Source organism: Streptomyces sp. A2-16 (genome assembly GCF_018128905.1).
Taxonomy (GTDB): Bacteria; Actinomycetota; Actinomycetes; order Streptomycetales; family Streptomycetaceae; genus Streptomyces.
Genome location: NZ_CP063808.1, coordinates 3,161,211 through 3,177,201, shown reverse-complemented (window position 1 = coordinate 3,177,201; position 15,991 = coordinate 3,161,211). Strand labels below are relative to the sequence as shown.

The window sequence follows — 15,991 nt, the reverse complement described above, 5'->3', positions numbered from 1 at the left end:
TCGCCGCTCATTGCTCCAGACGAGCCACCCGTCCCTTCTCCCCGGCCGCCCAGCAGCCGCCGTCGACCGTGCAGTCCACGGTGTCGTAGGAGCCGGTGTCCACCGTCCGCCAGGTCCGGCCGCCGTCCCGGGTGAGGTCCGTGCCGGTGGGTCCGACCGCGAGGGCGGCGGTGCGGCTGTGCGGGAGCCAGGCGACGCCGGAGCGGTAGCCGGCCGGCGGCGTGGCGGCGGGCTGCCAGGTGCGGCCCGCGTCGGTCGTACGGGCGCCCGCGCGCGGGGAGGCCTGGTCGGGGTTGTAGTCGCCGCCGACCGCCAGTCCGTGCGCGCGGTCGCGGAAGGCCAGGGCGAAGACGCCCTTGGCCGAGGCGCCTCCCGGGATCGGTGTGTCGGAGGCCGTCCAGGTCAGGCCCCGGTCGGCGGAGTGCAGGACACGCGCGCGTGCGCCGCCGCCGGTGGCGAGCCAGACGTCCCGCGGGCCCGAGCTGACCAGGCACTGCCCGCTCGCCGCGAAGCCCGCCTCGCCCTCCAGCGCGGCCGGCATGCCCTTGTTCGGCAGCACCTTCCAGGAGCGGCCGCCGTCGGAGGTCGACAGGATGCGGAACCTGCCGTCCACCGGGTCGCTCATGGCGAGGCCGTGGCGGTGGTCGAAGAAGGTGAGGCAGTCGTAGAAGGCCTTGGCGTCGGTGTTGCGGAAGGACTCGGTCCAGGTCCTGCCGCCGTCCTCGGTGCGGTACACGCGGGACGCCTCGCCCTCCCCGATGGCCAGCACCACCGCCCGGCGCGCGTCGAAGGCCTCGACGTCCCGGAACTGGAGTTCGCCGGCACCGGGCGGCGAGACGTTTCGCCAGCTCGCCCCGCCGTCCGTGGTGCGCAGCACGGTGCCCTGGGTGCCGGCGAGCCAGGCGGTGTCCCGGCTGATGGCCGAAAGTCCGCGGAAGCGCACCTCGGGGGTACCGCTGTCCTTGAGCTCCCAGTGCGGAGTGCGGCCGTCCGGATCATGTGCCTCGGCCGGTACGGCGGTCAGGGCGGCCAGCGCCGCCGCACAGGCCGCTCCCGCGGCGACGGCCCGGATCGTCAGGCCCTTACGTCTCTTGTCTCGCGTGTTCCCCAAGCGCCTCATGGCGGGCGAAGCTAGTCCACGCGCCGGGTCCCGGTCCAGATGCCCTCGGCCGTCCGCCGGGTGGTGCGCGGTTCGCCACAAGTGGCTCTCGGGGCACGGGAGGAGGACTGGATCACACCAGTGCATGAAGACGGTGACAGAGGTCACTCGACTTTCGTGTACACGGATTGGCTCATTCCGTCGTCTCTTCCATTGCCCGTCCCACCCGGAAGCCCAACCAGCCGTCACAAGGGAGCAAGGCGTTGTCCACCGTCATCGAGCAGCCCGTAGAGGCCCGTCTCGTCGCCGCGGCACCGCGGATGCCGAGCATTCCCGCCACACTGCACTACGACCGTTGCGATCCGTTCGCCATCCGCATGACCTTCCCCGCCCCGGCCACCCTGGAGGGCGTCGAGGTCTGCTGGACCTTCAGCCGCGAACTGCTCACCACCGGCCTGCACGAACCCGACGGACACGGTGACGTCCGGGTGCGGCCGTACGGCTACGACCGCACCGTTCTCGAGTTCCACGCCCCCGAGGGCACCGCCGTCGTGCATGTGCGCACGGGCGAGCTGCGCCGCTTCCTGGAGGCGACGAACGACCTCGTGCCGACCGGTCTCGAGCACCTTCAGCTGGACCTCGACCACGACCTCGCCGAGCTGATGCGCGACGCCTACTGACGCGGGCCCCCGACAAGGGTGTTGAGCTCGCCGTGGTCGAGCCCGTCGGCCAGCGCGTCGTAGGTCCCCGCGTCCAGCAGCTCCCGCGCGGCACGGCGGACCAGGGCGTGTGCGGCCTGGGCGATGCTCGAACCCGCGCTGACGCGCGCCACGCCGAGTGCGGCCAGCTCGGCGACGGACGGGGCGCCGGGTCCGGCCAGGACGTTCAGCGGAGCGTCGACGCCGTCGACGAGGAGCTCGACGGTCCCCGGGTCGACGGCCCCGGGGACGAAGATCCCGTCCGCGCCCGCCGCGAGGAAGGCGGCGGCCCGCTCCAGGGTGAGGTCGACTCCCCCGGCCCCGCGCAGGAACGTGTCGATACGGGCGTTGATGAACAAGGGCACGCCCGCCGCGTCGGCGGCCTCCCGGGCCGCGGCGATCCGCTCGGCCTGCTCGGCGACCGCGCGCAGCGGTTCGCCTCCGTCGGCCCGCCCGGCCTCCCCGTACAGGGCGTCCTCGAGGTTCACCCCGACCGCGCCCGCCGCCAGCACCGCCCGTACGGTGTCGGCGACGCCCGCCGCGTCCCGCGCGTATCCGGTCTCGATGTCCGCGCTGACCGGCACGTCCACCACGGCGGCGATCCGCGCCACGGCGCCCAGGGCCCGCTCCCGGTCCAGACGGTCGCCGTCCGCCGCACCCAGTGCCCAGGAGAGCCCGGCGCTCGTGGTGGCCACGGCGGCGGCACCCGCCTCCGCGACGATGAGGGCGCTCGCGGGGTCCCAGGCGTTCGGCAGCACCAGCGGGGTGCCGGGGACGTGCAGGGAACGGAAGGCGAGGGCGCGGTCGTGGAGCGTGTCCGGGTTCGTCATGCGCCTCACCCAACCACCGGCCCCCGCGGCCTTGCCGGCAGGAATCCGACGCCGACGTTCAGGCGCGTGCCGCGACCGAGGCCACCGCCCCGCGCACCCCGTGGACGAGCTCCCGCAGCACCGGCGCCACCGGTCCGCTGCGCCGGACGAGCTCCTCGACGCGTGCCTCGTGATGTTCTCCGCCCAGCAGCAGGGTGCGCAGTTCGGCCGCCGCGGCGAGCGCGAAGAGGGCCGCGTCCCGCTCGGAGACGTCCACGGCCGGCACGGGTCCCCGCAGGATCTGCCGGGCCTGCTCCTGGAGTGCCTGCACGGCGGCCGGGCGGGCGAGGTCGTAGTCCACCGTGGGGAACAGCCCGAGGGCCCGCCTCTTGTGTGCGCGCAGCTGTCCGCCCGCCGTGAGGTGCTCCCGTACGGCGTCCAGGGTGATCCGGGTGTGGGGTGTCACCCAGCCGCGCCAGCGGTGCGGCCGGGACTCGCGGACCAGTTCGAGGAGTCCGTCCAGGACGGGGTCGCCGCTCTCGGCGTCCATGTCGACCGGCGTGGCGATGCCGTCCTCGTCGAGGAGCAGCCCGCGCCGGGCCAGCTCGGTGAGGGCTCCGGCCCGGACCAGCTGGGGCAGCTGGGCGGCGCCGGTGGTCTCGGACTTCGAGGTGTCCCAGGCCAGCAGGTAGAGATGGGCCGGCAGGGAGAGCGGGGCGTCGGGCACGGAGCCTCCTGAGGAGCATTAACTCGTTGACAGCCCTGCGGCCGCCTCGTACGGTGTAGAACGCTTCTGTTGCCGTCGATCGGAGTAGGACGTTGCTCGTCTGAGGTCTTGAGACACCGTGTCACACACCTGAGGTGTGTGCGCTGCGTGCGACCTCGGCACACGAGCCGTTCCGATGAGCAGGGCCCTGTCCGTGCCCTCCGGTCCTCCCCCTCGTCTCCCGTGGTCGCGGGTGTCTCGATACGCGTTTGCCCCTTCTCGCTTCGAGCAACCGCGGAGACTCGTATGTCTACTTCCCTCACCTGCACCTCACTCGCCTTCTCCTGGCCCGACGGCACCCCCGTCTTCGAGGGCCTCGACATCGCCTTCGGCCCCGGCCGGACCGGTCTCGTCGGTGTCAACGGGTCAGGAAAGTCCACCCTGTTGAAGCTGATCGCCGGTGAACTCACCCCGGCCGACGGCACGGTGCGTGTCGCGGGCGAGGTCGGTCACCTCCCGCAGAACGTCACGCTCGACACCGGCCTGCGGGTCGACGAGGCACTCGGCATCTCGGCTCAGCGCGCCGCCCTGCACGCCATCGAGGCGGGCGACGTGGCCGAGGAGCACTTCGAGACGGTCGGCGACGACTGGGACGTGGAGGAGCGGGCCCTGGCCACCCTCGGCGAACTCGGGCTCGGCCACATCGGGCTGGACCGCGGGATCGGCGAGGTCTCGGGCGGTGAGTCGGTGCTGCTGCGGCTGGCCGCCCTGCTGCTGCGCCGCCCGGACGTCCTGCTCCTCGACGAACCGACCAACAACCTCGACCTGTACGCCCGCAGGCGGCTGTACGCGGCCGTCGCCGCCTGGCCGGGGGTGATGGTCGTGGTCAGCCACGACCGCGAACTCCTCGACCTGGTCGACCAGATCGCCGATCTGCGCTCCGGGGAGGTCACCTGGTACGGCGGCAACTTCTCCGCCTACGAGGAGTCCCTCGCCGTCGAACAGGAGGCGGCCGAGCGGATGGTGCGGGTCGCCGAGTCCGACCTGCGCAGGCAGAAACGCGAACTGGTGGACGCGCAGGTCAAGTTGGCCCATCGCCGGCGCTACGCCCAGAAGATGTACGACACCAAGCGGGAGCCGCGGGCCGTCATGAAGCTGAAGAGCCGCGCGGCCCAGGTCTCCGCGGGCAAGCACCGCATCATGCACGAGGAGCGGCTCGCCGAGGCCAAGGACCGGCTCGACGAGGCGGTGGAGGCCGTACGGGACGACGACGAGATCCGCGTCGACCTGCCGTACACGGCGGTGCCCGCGGGCCGTACGGTCCTGACCCTCATGGATCTGGAACTCGCCCACGGGGCACGGGTGAAGGGCGGTCTCGACCTGCGGGGGCCGGAGCGGGTCGCGCTGATCGGGCGCAACGGCTCGGGCAAGACGACGCTGCTGCGGACGATCGCCGGGGAGCTGGAGCCGGTGTCGGGCGAGGCGACGGCTCATGTGCCGCTCCGCTTCCTGCCCCAGCGCCTCGACGTCCTCGACGACGGGCTGTCGGTCGCCGAGAACGTGGCCCGGTTCGCGCCGGGCGCCACCAACAACCGGGTGCGGGCCCGTCTCGCCCGCTTCCTGTTCCGGGGCGCCCGGGCCGACCAGCAGGCGTCGACGCTGTCCGGCGGCGAACGCTTCCGTGCGGCCCTGGCCGCGCTGATGCTGGCGGAGCCCGCACCCCAGCTGCTCATGCTCGACGAGCCGACGAACAATCTCGACATGGCGAGCGTGCGGCAGCTGACCTCGGCCCTGGAGTCCTACGAGGGCGCGCTGGTCGTGGCCAGTCACGACCTGCCGTTCCTGGAGTCGATCGGCATCACGCGCTGGCTGATGCTGGACGGCGAGCTGCGGGAGGTCACCGCACAGGCCCTGGAGTTCCCGGCGTAGCGTCCACGACGGCCGCCAGGTCCGCGCCCGCCCGGAGCAGTGCCACGCTCCGGGCGGCGATCCGGTCGAGCCGTCCCCGCAGGATGCGCCGGGCCTCCTCGGGCCCGTCGAGGCCGTCCAGGGAGCTCATCACCTCCCGCACGACCGGGATGCCGTACCCGCCGGCGCGCAGGGCGACGACGACACGCGCCGCCCTGATCGCCGGCGGGCCGTAGCGGCGCGCCCGCAGAGTGGTCACCCGTTCCGGGCGGACCAGCCCCTCCTCCTCCCAGAACCGCAGGGTGGAGGACCGTACGCCGAGGGCTTCGGCGAGCTGCGTGATGGTCATGAAGTCGTCGTCCTGACCGTCCTCCTCGGCCCGGACGCAGTCGAGCGCCCGCTGGGCACGCAGCACCTCCGCGCGTTCCCGCGCGAGCCGTGCGTGGATCTCGTCGACCGCCGCGGCGGCCTCCACGGTCGTCCCCGTCCGCAGTTCGGCGAGCAGTCGCCGGGCCTCGACCGGACCGGCCGCCTCGGCCAGTCCCCGGTACGCGCGCAGCGCGTGCACATGGGTCGCGGTGTAGGAGCGGTAGCCATTGGCCTCGCGTTCGGCCGGCGGGATCACTCCCAGCCGCTCCAGGTCGCGCACCTGCTGCACCGAGTACCCGCACTGTCCGGCGACTTCGACGGTCCGCATCGGCCCCAACCCCACACGAGCACTTGAAGGTCACGCTTGAACCATGAGTATGGAGCAGATCATCGCGACCGTACGCGGCTTCGACGGAGCCCTCGTGGTCGTCCCGGAGCCGGGCGGGGACGCGCCCGAGATCGCGTGGGGCGACGCGTTCTTCTACTACGCCCCCGACGGCAGGATGCCCCGCGCGACCCAGCCGTACGGGACGGTCGTCACCAAGAACTACCCCGCCGACACCGCCTCCGACCTGGATCCGCCGGGCCGCCGGCGGGTCAACGTCCAGGTCGGCCGTACGGCGGTGGCGGGCCTGGTCGGCGAGGAGCACGACCTCGCGGCGGCGGACGTGGTGCTGCCGCACCCGCTCCACGGCGCCCAGGGCTGGATCTGTGTCGTGAACCCCGGCGAGAGGACCACCGGGACCGTCGTACGACTGCTGCGTGAGGCCCATGAGGCGGCACGCGCGCGTGCGGCGCGGCGGCACGCGTGAGGAGTGGCGCGTCTCAGGAGGGCCACAGCCTGACTGAGGGGGTTTTGTCGACACGGACCGGCGCTGCATGATGGCTGACCGGCCCCCTCACGGGCGCCGCCCCTGTCCCGCCGATACGGAGTTCCCTCGTGCCCAGCAAGAAGGCCCTCGTCCGCCGCCCCAGCCCGCGCCTCGCCGAAGGCCTGGTGACGCACGTCGAGCGGGAGAAGGTCGACGTCGACCTCGCCCTCGAACAGTGGGAGGCGTACGTCGAGGCCCTGCGCGCGCACGGCTGGGAGACCGTCGAGGTGGACCCGGAGGACGACTGCCCGGACTCGGTGTTCGTCGAGGACACCGTCGTCATGTACAAGAACGTCGCCCTGATCGCCCGCTCCGGCGCCGAGTCCCGGCGCGAGGAGACCACCGGCGTCGAGGAGGCCGTGGCGCGCCTGGGCTGCTCGGTGAACTGGATCTGGGACCCGGGCACCCTGGACGGCGGCGATGTGCTGAAGATCGGCGACACGATCTACGTCGGCCGGAGCGGGCGGACCAACGCGGCCGGCATCCAGCAGCTGCGGGCCGCCTTCGAACCGCTCGGGGCCCGGGTCGTCGCCGTACCGGTGAGCAAGGTGCTGCATCTGAAGTCCGCGGTCACCGCACTGCCCGACGGGACCGTCGTCGGGCACATCCCCAAGGTGGACCGGCCCGCGCTCTTCCCGCGCTTCCTGTCCGTGCCCGAGGAGGCCGGCGCCCACGTGGTCCTGCTCGGCGGCCCTCAGCTGCTCATGGCCGCGAGCGCGCCGAAGACCGCGGAGCTGTACGCCGACCTCGGATTCGAACCGGTCGTGGTGGACATCAGCGAGTTCGAGAAGCTCGAGGGCTGTGTGACTTGCCTCTCAGTGCGACTGCGGGAGCTGTACGCCTGAGTCGGTGAGCGCATCATGCCGACGCCCCTTGGACCTGCGCTTCCGGGGTACTCGTCATGTTCGGGGAACACTGCTGATCAGGGATGTTTACAGCGCCCTTAACCTACGGTCTCGTAACCTACGGTTTCGTAGCCTACGATTCCGTAGGTTCCCGGCGCCGCTCGCCGCTCCCTCCCACCACAATCGCCGCGTCCCCCTGGAGTACCTGTGACGATCACTTCCCCTCACCTCGGCAGCCCGTCCTCCGCCTGGACCGACGCGCGACTGCTGTACGCGCTGGAGGAAGTGGTCGAGAAGGAGCTCAACCGGCATCTCAAGGTCACCAAGGACTGGATGCCGCACGAGTACGTGCCGTGGGGCGACGCCCGCAACTTCCCCGGTTTCTTCGAGGACGGCGAGGCCTGGGAGAAGGGGCAGTCCAAGGTCACCGAGATCGGCCGGATCGCCCTGGTGGTGAACCTCCTCACCGAGGACAACCTGCCCAGCTACCACCACGAGATCGCCTCCCTCTTCGGCCGTGACGGCGCCTGGGGCACCTGGGTGCACCGCTGGACCGCCGAGGAGGGCCGGCACGGCATCGTGATGCGCGACTACCTGCTCGCCTCCCGCGCGGTGGACCCGGACAAGCTGGAGCAGTTCCGGATGGCCCACATGAGCGAGGGCTTCGAGTCGGACAACCGTCACTCGATGCTGCACTCGGTGGCCTACGTCTCCTTCCAGGAGCTCGCCACCCGCGTCTCGCACCGCAACACCGGCCACCAGTCCGGCGACCCGGTCTGCGACCGCATGCTGGCGCGCATCGCCACCGACGAGAACCTGCACATGGTCTTCTACCGGAACCTGCTCAAGGCGGCCTTCGAGCTGGCGCCGGACCTGACGATGATGGCCGTGCGCGATGTCATCGTGAACTTCCGGATGCCCGGCCACGGCATGCCCGGCTTCGAGCGGGCCGCCGCGCAGATGGCGATCGGCGAGATCTACAACATGCGCATCCACCACGACGACGTGCTCCAGCCCGTCCTGCGCTTCCTGAAGGTCATGGAGATCGACGGCCTCGGCCCCGAAGGCCAGAAGGCGCAGGACGAACTCGGTCTGTACATGGGCGGCCTGGACGCGGAGGCCCTGAAGTTCGACGAGAAGCTCGCGGCGCGCAAGGCCCGCATGGCGGCTCGCGCGCAGGCCTGACCCCCTGCCCTGCCCGGCCCGCCGTATATCCGGTGCGGCCCGCCTGCCGCCTGCGTCATCATGCGGCCATGCATGACAGCAGCATGGATCAGCGGGCCGTCGGCTTTCTGCTGGACCTGATCGACGCCGACTGCGCCGCACGGATACGGCGGCGGATCGGCGCACCGCCACCTGGCGCGAACCGACGCCGGGTGGCCTGCGCCGTCCTGAGACTGACCCCGGTCCCCTCCTCCGTGCTGGTGTGGATCCTGGAGCAGGACGACCCCGAGCTCAACGCGGTGGTGTACGGGCACGGTTCGGCCGACGAGCCGCTCCGGCGGGCGGTGCTGCGGGGCGTGCCGTTCGGGCCCGGCCGAAAGGGCCCGGTGTCCGTGGACATCGCCCTGCGCAAGCGCGCGGAAGAACCCCCGGTGCCCCAGTCCGTCGTGGCACGGGGGCTCGTCGGCGCGTTGCGGGCCGCCACCGCCATGGGGCCGGCCAGAAGCGCCGCGTCCATGGTGCTGGGACACGACGACTGGCGGACCGTCACCGCGGCCGACCGTGAGCGGCCCCTGCCCGGCTACGCCCGCTGGGCCCTGTCGGTGCGCCCGGACTGCCCGCCAGAACTGCGCGCGCAGTTCGGCAGCCACCCCAAGTTCGCCCACCGCGTCCGGCAGGCGGGTGTCCTGTCCGGCCCCGGTGACTACGCGAGGGCCCACGGGCCCGCCGCGCACGTGCTGAAGGTGCTGTCCCTGGGTCCCGCGCTGTTTCCCGCGCGCGTACGCGCCGCCGAGGACGCCCTGCGCCCCCTCGTGCACGCCCACCTGGGCGACCGCGAGGAGGCCTGGGCGGTGCTGGCACAGCTCCTCGACACGTTCCACGGCACGGCACCGGAGCTGATCATGACGGCGGGCGCGATCGCCTGACTCCGGCGGGGAGAGGGGCGGCGGGGCGCGGGGAGAAGTGGGGGCGCGGCGCCGCGAAAGGGAGCGAGGCGCGGGAAGCAGCGGGTGGGGGCGCCACGAAACGGGGCGGCGGGGCGCCGGGAGAGGCGGGCGCCGGGAGAGGCGGGCGCCGGCTGGAAACGGGGCCGAGGCGGCCGGCAGGGGGCAGGGCGGCTGGACACGGGGGGCCGGGGCGGCGGGAGAGGGGGCGGGGCCGCGGGAGAGGGGGCGGGGCGGCTGGATTCGAACCAGCGTGTTCTGGTTTTGGAGACCGGTGCGCCTGCCTCTGCGCTACGGCCCCGCCCTTGGTCCCCGAGCGTAATGCGTTGGCCCGTTGTCAGTGGGCGCTGCTACCAATGAGGCACGGGGGATTTCGGTACGGGGGGCTCAACATGGCGTACGGGGAGCGGGGGCGGCGTGTCCCGGTGGTCGACCTGGCCGACCGCCGGGCGCTGGAGCGGTACCGCCCGGCCGACCCGGGGGTGGTCGAGGAGGCACGGCGGCTGAAGGAGGCCGCGCTGCTCGACTTCGGGCTGACCGAGTCGGCGGTGGCGTCCTGGTTGTACGCCAAGTGCCGGCACCAGATCCCGACGACCGCGGTCGACACCGCGGCCGTGGTGGCCTCCGGCGACGGCTCCTGCCTGCTGCTGTACAACCCGGACTTCTTCGTCGGCCTCGGCCTGGACGGGGTCAAGTTCGTGCTGTTCCACGAGGCCCGGCACCTCGTGCAGCGACACCTGTTCACCGACCCCGACCTGCGCGCGGACCCGGTGTTCGAGCTGGCCTGCGAGGTGTCCGTCAACCATGTGGCGCTGGTCCGGCTGGGCCGGACCCGACTGCCCCTCCTGGACGGCCGCCTGACGGGTGTCGATCCGCGCGGCGTCCACGACGCCTACGTCCTGGACCTGACGGAACAGGGCCTGGAGCCGGTGCCGTACGAGACGTTCACCGAGACGGACATGCGGGTGCACGGCGAGCTGAAGCGCATGCGCAACCCGCCCGTCCCGGAGCGGCGGCTGTGCGTGCACCTGCGGGAGGGAGGCGTCCCTGCCGACCAGGAGACCGTCGACACCGTCGTCTCCTCGGCGCTGCTCAACTCCCTGCTGGCGGCCAGGCGGGGGCACACCGGCGCGGAGCGCGAACTGCTCGACCTGATGGGTCGCACCGAGGACGGCAACACCCGGGCCTCGCGGATCTGGGGCAGCCTGGGCGCGGGCGCCCTGCGCGGCGAGACCACGCGCACGCGTACCGTCGACTGGTGGCAGCGCTGGCTCGTGGACGTGCTCGGCTCCAGACTGCGCGACGGCGAGCGGCTGGTGTACCCGAAGAAGCGGGGCGCGCTGCTCGCGGCCCTCGGCCAGGACCCGATGCTCTCGCGGCGCGGCCCGGTCCGCGAGAAGGTGCTCGTCGTCGCGTACGACACCTCCGGCTCCATGCCGGACCACGTCGTCGAGTGGCTCACCCGGCTCGTGGGGCAGATCGACGGGGTCGAGGCGCACTGGCTGTCCTTCGACGCCGTGGTGATGCCGTTCAGGCCCGGCGAGCGGGTCCACGGCGGTGGCGGCACGAGCTTCCAGGTGGTCGCCGACTATGTGGAGGGCCGTACGGAGGCGGCCGGGCGGCGCTTCGACGTCACCCCGGACGCCGTCGTGGTGCTCACCGACGGACACGCCCCGCCCATCACGCCCGCCGAGCCGGACAAATGGATCTGGCTGATCACCGAGGGCGGCAGTGAGTGGCCCGAGACGCACACCCCGGCGATGGACTGCCATCGCGTCATCACAGGATCGCGGTAAATGACCACGGAAACCGAGCAGTTGACGACCTCGCGCCTGGAGTCCTTCATCGACGCGATGATCGACATGGAGCAGACGGGGCAGATCTTCGGCGAGCACGGCATCGGCAAGACGGCGACGTTCTTCTCGCACCTCGCCCGGGCGTACCCGAAGGCGACGCTGGTGTACGTCCCCGCGGCGAACCTCACACCGGACGACCTGCTGGTCAACGCCCCGGTGCGCGACCCGCACACCGGTGAACTGGTCCTGCGCCAGCTGGTGATGAGCCAGCTGAAGCCGGGGCGGCCGTTCGTGCTGCTCGTCGACGACTCCCTGCAGGCGGGCGAGACGATCCAGTCGCAGCTGATGCAGATCGCCTGCAACTGGACGCTCGGGGAGCACGATCTGCGCGCCCTGGGCTGCGTCGGCGTGTTCCTCACGGACAACGAGTCGCTGGCCGAGACCTCGGCCCGGCGCAGCGATCTCGCCCTGCTGGACCGCATGGTGACGCTGCGGATCACGGCGAACGACACCTCGTGGCGGCGGCATCTGGCGGCCAAGTACCGCCCGTGGGACCTGCGTCCGGTGTTCTCGCTGTGGGCGTCGCTCTCCCCCGCCCTGCGCGAGCTGCTGTCCCCGCGCACCCTCGACCACGTCCTGGCGAACGCGCGCGAGGGCTTCCCGCTGCGCTGGGGCCTGCCGCTGGTCGACGGGGAGCGGCTGCGGCTCGCCGAGCCGGGCCGGGACGGCGGACCCGGGCAGAACCGAACCGCGGAGATCCTGGACCGCATCGCCGCGTCGCTCGGCGTGCCCAACCCCACCACGATCCCGGACCCGGTGCGGCAGGTCGTGCGGGCCGCGCTGCGGTGCCGCTGGACGGTGCTGCTCCAGGGCCCGCCGGGCTGCGGCAAGACGGAGCTCGTGCGGGAGACGGTGCGGGCGGGGCTGGGCCGGGAGCCGCTGTACTACTCGCTGCCGGTGACGAACGTCGAGGACCTGTGCGCCCCGATCCCGTCGGCCGACGGCACCCTCGACAACCTGCTGGCAGCGAAGTTCACCGGGCCGGAGCCCAAGGCGATCGTGTGGGACGAGTACAACCGGCCCAAGGACAAGGCGGCGTTCGCCAAGCTGATGGAGATCACGCAGGAGTGGTCGCTGGCCGGGCGCCGGATCGAGAACCTGCGGGCGCAGATCGCGGTGCAGAATCCGCCGTACCACCTGGGCCGCAAGATGCTGGTGGCGCGCAACAACATCGCGCAGGCGACCCGGTTCACGGCCTCGCTCCTGGTCGAGCCCGAGGACATACCGGCCAACGAGTGGCTGCTGGCCCGGTACGGCTCGGACGCCGAGACGGTCCTGGAGTGGTGGAAGCACGACATCGACGACGAGGGGCGGGCCTGGATCACCAAGCGCACGCTGGAGCGGCTGATCAAGCTGCACCGGCGCGGGCTGCCTCTGGAGATGGGTACGGTCTATCTCGGCGACGGCGAGTACGCCCCCGTCCCGCTCACCGCGCTGATCGACCGCTTCCGGGGCCGCCCGGTCACCGGTCTGCGTGAGCTCGCGCGGGAGGTCGACGCCTGGGAGGCCCGTCTGCGCCGGGCTGCCGACCACTCCTCGGAGGGCGGCGACGACAGCGACGTCGTCCACCAGATCCTCGCCAACGCGGAGCTGTCCCAGCTGAGAAAGCACCGCGCCGCCGTGACCCGGCTCGTCGCCCTGCTGCCGGCGAAGCTGCGGGCGACCTATCTGGTGGGCGCGTCGGCACAGCAACAGCGGTTCTGGACCGAGGTGTTCACGTCGATGCGCCGGTGAGGCCGGGGCGCCGCGAGAAGCCGTGGGACGGTGCGTCGGCCATCGCGGCGCCCTCGCGCGCCGACGGCCTCACCACTCCGCCTCCCGGTAGTCCTTGAGGAACACCCCGGACACCGGGTCGCCCGCCTCGCCGCGCACGATCGGGTCGTACACCCGTGCCGCCCCGTCCACGACGTCCAGCGGTGTACGGAACCCGGCGCGGGCCATGCGCTCCTTCTTCGGTGCCGGGTTCTCGTCGGTGATCCAGCCGGTGTCGACCGCGCACATGTGCACGCCCTGTCCGGCGAGTTCGGCGGCGCTGGTGCGGGTGAGCATGTTGAGGGCGGCCTTGGCCATGTTGGTGTGCGGATGGCCCGCCATCTTGTTGCGGACGGCGAAACGCCCTTCGACGGCCGTCACGTTGATGACGTACCGGCGCGGGTGCGGGGAGGCGAGCAGCAGGGGCAGCAGCCGGTCGCACAGGAGCGCCGGGGCGAGCGCGTTGACGAGCTGGGTCTCCAGGACCTCGGCCGGGTCGAGCGCGCCGAGCCGGGCCGACCAGGAGTTCTCCGGGGACGGGTCGGGCAGCAGTCCGGCCTCGTCGGCCTCGCGCAGCGCGGCGGGCAAGGACGCGGCGCCGCCCTCCAGCATGCGCATCGAGGTGAAGCCCGGCGCCCGCCGTGCCCCTTCGGGCAGCGCGTCGCGCTCGCGGGCGGCGAGGAGGGCGTACGACTCGGGCGGTCGGCGCACCGTCTGCGCGGCGTTGTTGACGAGGATGTCCAGGGGACGGCCTTCCCGGCACAGCTCCTCGCACAGGCCCAGGACCTGGCGCGGGTCGCGCAGGTCGACCGCGATGACGGTCAGCCGGTCGAGCCACTGCCCGCTGCCCGGCTCGGCCCGGAAGCGGCGCACGGTGTCGTGCGGGAAGCGGCTGGTCACCAGCAGTTCCGCACCGTCCCGGAGCATCATCAGGGCCAGCTGAAAGCCGATCTTGACCCGGCCGCCGGTGAGCAGCGCGCGGCGCCCCTCCAGGTCGGTGCTCAGCGCGCGGCGAGCCGTGTTGTCGGCGGCGCAGCCGGGGCACAGGCGGTGGTAGAAGCCGTCGACCTGTCGATAGGGCGTTTTGCAGACATAGCAATTACGCGGCTTGCGGAACTCGCCCGCGTCGCCCGGCACGGCCAGCGGCGCGTCCTCGCGCCGGTCGTGGGCGCCGGTCGCGGTGGCCGCCATCGCCCCGGCGTCGGCGGCGGCGGTCTCTGCGCCCCGCGCCTTGCGCCTCCGCAGCCGTCCGTCGCGGGCGAAGGACGCGGCGACCTGCTCGGCGCGCAGTCGCACGGGGTCGTCGACGGGCAGCTCGCGCAGTCTGCCGACCGTACGGTGGAAGGCGGCCAGCTCGTCCTCGTCGATCACGTCACCCATGCGTCCCCGCCCCGTTCGTGCCCTGCCGTGGGCCGGGTCGGATTCGAACCGACGTTCCCTTCATGCGATGAAGGTGCGCCTGCCTCTGCGCTACCGACCCCTGTGCCATGGGCCCCGGCCGGATTCGAACCGGCGTATCCGCCCTGAGAAGGCGGCGAGTCTGCCTCTGCTCCACAGGGCCCGTGAGCGCAGCCCGGGGACCGGATTCGAACCGATGTGTCTCGCCTTGGCAAGGCGGTGCGCCTGCCTCTGCGCTACGCCCGGGTGCGCTCCGGGATCCTAGCCGCACTCCCGGCCGGTCGGCTCATCGGTTTTCCAGCCGCCTGATCGCCAGCCGCTCCTTCTCGGAGAGGCCGCCCCAGACGCCGAAGCGTTCGTCGTTGGCCAGGGCGTACTCGAGACAGGCCGGGCGCATCTCGCACATGCCGCAGATGCGCTTCGCCTCACGGACCGAGCTGCCCGGCTCGGGAAAGAAGAAGTCCGCCCCGGTTTGCGCGCACAACGCCTGCGCCTGCCAGGCGGGGTCGGTCGGGGTGATGGTGTCGATGTGCATGCCGGAGATCGTGCCGGGCGGCGAAAAACGTTCGATCAACGCGGGATCAACGGCGCCGTTCAGGCCCCTGGCCGCCTTGATGGTCCCCCTCCGGACATCCAGGCGCACGGCGGCGCGCGGAATCGGTTCCCGCTCCCCGTCGCCCGGTCCGTCTCGGCGTCCCGGCAGCGATTGTCAGTGGACGGTGCAAGACTCGGCAGTGCAGGCAACGGGACCCCCTCAGAGGAGGGCAGCGATGCTCACGACCCGTTATGTCACCGGCGCTCCGAACTGGCTCGACCTCGGCACCCCCGACATCGACGGCGCCACCACCTTCTACGGCGGCCTGTTCGGCTGGGAGTTCCAGCCGGGCCCGCCCGAAGCCGGCGGTTACGGCTTCTTCCAGCTCGCCGGCAGGACCGCCGCGGGCGGCATGCAGACCACATCGGAGCAGGGTCCGCCGTCCTGGACCGTGTACTTCCAGACCCCGGACGCGGACGCCACCGCGAAGGCGGCCGAGCAGGCGCACGGCGCGGTGCTGATGCAGCCCATGGACGTGATGGACCAGGGCCGCATGGCGATCCTCGCCGACAAGGCGGGCGTGTCCTTCGGCATCTGGCAGCCCGGACGGAACAAGGGCCTGGACGTCACCCAGGAACCGGGCTCGCTGTGCTGGGTCGAGCTGTACACCGCCGACCTGCCGATGGCCGCCTACTTCTACCGCGCGGCGCTCGGCCTGGAGACCTACGGGCTCGAGTTCCCCGGCGGCACGTACACGACGCTCGTGCCGGACGGACAGGACGAGGACGCCATGTTCGGCGGCATCGTCCCGCTCGCCGACGACCCGATGGAGGCTCAGGCGGGGGCCTACTGGATGCCGTACTTCGAGGTCGCGGACACCGACGAGGCGGTCGCGAAGGCCCAGCGGCTGGGCGGCAGCGTCCGGCTGCCCGCCACGGACGTGCCGGGTGTCGGCCGGATCGCCAAGCTGGCCGACCCCTACGGCGCCCGCTTCGCGGTGATCAAGAGCGAGCCGCAGGGGTCGTAGGGCGACGGG

The 15,991-nt window shown here is 72.3% G+C and carries 15 protein-coding genes and 4 tRNA genes; 9 read left to right on the top strand and 10 right to left on the bottom strand.

What is annotated here, in order from left to right; all coding sequences use genetic code 11:
- Nucleotides 1–7 precede the first annotated feature (7 nt).
- Nucleotides 8–1,033: an oxidoreductase gene (locus IOD14_RS14300; protein WP_212673270.1), complete on the bottom strand. Its 1,026-nt coding sequence runs from the start codon at nt 1,031–1,033 to the stop codon at nt 8–10.
- A 329-nt stretch (nt 1,034–1,362) separates the two neighbouring features.
- Between IOD14_RS14300 and IOD14_RS14295 the strand changes: the two genes are divergently transcribed.
- On the top strand, nt 1,363–1,779 hold the full coding sequence (locus IOD14_RS14295) for an SsgA family sporulation/cell division regulator (protein WP_123994083.1): 417 nt from the start codon (nt 1,363–1,365) through the stop codon (nt 1,777–1,779).
- Here the strand turns inward: IOD14_RS14295 and IOD14_RS14290 are convergent.
- Nucleotides 1,773–2,627, bottom strand: a complete 855-nt coding sequence (locus tag IOD14_RS14290) for an isocitrate lyase/phosphoenolpyruvate mutase family protein (RefSeq protein ID WP_212670413.1) — start codon at nt 2,625–2,627, stop codon at nt 1,773–1,775. The two genes, IOD14_RS14295 and IOD14_RS14290, sit on opposite strands and share 7 nt — an antisense overlap.
- A 58-nt stretch (nt 2,628–2,685) precedes the next feature.
- The gene (locus IOD14_RS14285) at nt 2,686–3,333 is read right to left on the bottom strand and encodes a GPP34 family phosphoprotein (RefSeq protein ID WP_212670412.1); all 648 of its coding nucleotides are present in this window, start codon (nt 3,331–3,333) and stop codon (nt 2,686–2,688) included.
- Between the two features lie 285 nt (nt 3,334–3,618).
- Here IOD14_RS14285 and IOD14_RS14280 point away from each other — a divergent pair, with 285 nt between their 5' ends.
- Nucleotides 3,619–5,241: an ABC-F family ATP-binding cassette domain-containing protein gene (locus tag IOD14_RS14280; protein WP_123994086.1), complete on the top strand. Its 1,623-nt coding sequence runs from the start codon at nt 3,619–3,621 to the stop codon at nt 5,239–5,241.
- Here the strand turns inward: IOD14_RS14280 and IOD14_RS14275 are convergent.
- Nucleotides 5,210–5,917, bottom strand: a complete 708-nt coding sequence (locus tag IOD14_RS14275; RefSeq protein WP_123994087.1) for a MerR family transcriptional regulator — start codon at nt 5,915–5,917, stop codon at nt 5,210–5,212. The two genes, IOD14_RS14280 and IOD14_RS14275, sit on opposite strands and share 32 nt — an antisense overlap.
- Nucleotides 5,918–5,966: 49 nt before the next feature.
- Here IOD14_RS14275 and IOD14_RS14270 point away from each other — a divergent pair, with 49 nt between their 5' ends.
- The 4 genes from IOD14_RS14270 (at nt 5,967) to IOD14_RS14255 (ending at nt 9,396) form a co-directional block, all read left to right on the top strand.
- Nucleotides 5,967–6,401, top strand: a complete 435-nt coding sequence (locus IOD14_RS14270) for a DUF6194 family protein (RefSeq protein WP_212673269.1) — start codon at nt 5,967–5,969, stop codon at nt 6,399–6,401.
- 128 nt (nt 6,402–6,529) lie between these two features.
- Nucleotides 6,530–7,306, top strand: coding sequence for a dimethylargininase (gene ddaH / locus IOD14_RS14265; protein WP_212670411.1), 777 nt, complete (start codon nt 6,530–6,532; stop codon nt 7,304–7,306).
- A gap of 207 nt (nt 7,307–7,513) precedes the next feature.
- Nucleotides 7,514–8,491: an acyl-ACP desaturase gene (locus IOD14_RS14260; RefSeq protein WP_123994089.1), complete on the top strand. Its 978-nt coding sequence runs from the start codon at nt 7,514–7,516 to the stop codon at nt 8,489–8,491.
- 68 nt (nt 8,492–8,559) lie between these two features.
- Nucleotides 8,560–9,396 carry a hypothetical protein gene (locus IOD14_RS14255; RefSeq protein WP_123994090.1) on the top strand — a complete coding sequence of 279 codons (837 nt, stop codon included), beginning with the start codon at nt 8,560–8,562 and terminating at the stop codon, nt 9,394–9,396.
- 245 nt (nt 9,397–9,641) lie between these two features.
- Here the strand turns inward: IOD14_RS14255 and IOD14_RS14250 are convergent.
- A tRNA-Trp gene (locus tag IOD14_RS14250) sits at nt 9,642–9,717 on the bottom strand.
- 89 nt (nt 9,718–9,806) lie between these two features.
- Here IOD14_RS14250 and IOD14_RS14245 point away from each other — a divergent pair.
- Together IOD14_RS14245 and IOD14_RS14240 are read left to right on the top strand one after the other, a co-directional pair.
- Nucleotides 9,807–11,210: a hypothetical protein gene (locus IOD14_RS14245; protein WP_212670410.1), complete on the top strand. Its 1,404-nt coding sequence runs from the start codon at nt 9,807–9,809 to the stop codon at nt 11,208–11,210.
- Nucleotides 11,211–13,004, top strand: coding sequence for an AAA family ATPase (locus tag IOD14_RS14240; RefSeq protein ID WP_212670409.1), 1,794 nt, complete (start codon nt 11,211–11,213; stop codon nt 13,002–13,004). It begins immediately after the preceding gene.
- Between the two features lie 69 nt (nt 13,005–13,073).
- Here IOD14_RS14240 and IOD14_RS14235 read toward each other — a convergent pair whose 3' ends face one another.
- The 5 genes from IOD14_RS14235 to IOD14_RS14215 form a co-directional block, all read right to left on the bottom strand.
- On the bottom strand, nt 13,074–14,402 hold the full coding sequence (locus tag IOD14_RS14235) for an SDR family oxidoreductase (RefSeq protein WP_123994093.1): 1,329 nt from the start codon (nt 14,400–14,402) through the stop codon (nt 13,074–13,076).
- Nucleotides 14,403–14,430: 28 nt separating this feature from the next.
- Nucleotides 14,431–14,502: transfer RNA gene (locus IOD14_RS14230), tRNA-Ala, on the bottom strand.
- A gap of 9 nt (nt 14,503–14,511) precedes the next feature.
- Nucleotides 14,512–14,583 (bottom strand) — tRNA-Glu (locus IOD14_RS14225).
- 10 nt (nt 14,584–14,593) lie between these two features.
- Nucleotides 14,594–14,667: transfer RNA gene (locus tag IOD14_RS14220), tRNA-Gly, on the bottom strand.
- A 39-nt stretch (nt 14,668–14,706) separates the two neighbouring features.
- The gene (locus tag IOD14_RS14215; protein WP_174269430.1) at nt 14,707–14,955 is read right to left on the bottom strand and encodes a WhiB family transcriptional regulator; all 249 of its coding nucleotides are present in this window, start codon (nt 14,953–14,955) and stop codon (nt 14,707–14,709) included.
- Between the two features lie 235 nt (nt 14,956–15,190).
- Here IOD14_RS14215 and IOD14_RS14210 point away from each other — a divergent pair, with 235 nt between their 5' ends.
- Nucleotides 15,191–15,982: a VOC family protein gene (locus IOD14_RS14210; RefSeq protein ID WP_123994094.1), complete on the top strand. Its 792-nt coding sequence runs from the start codon at nt 15,191–15,193 to the stop codon at nt 15,980–15,982.
- Nucleotides 15,983–15,991: the final 9 nt, after the last annotated feature.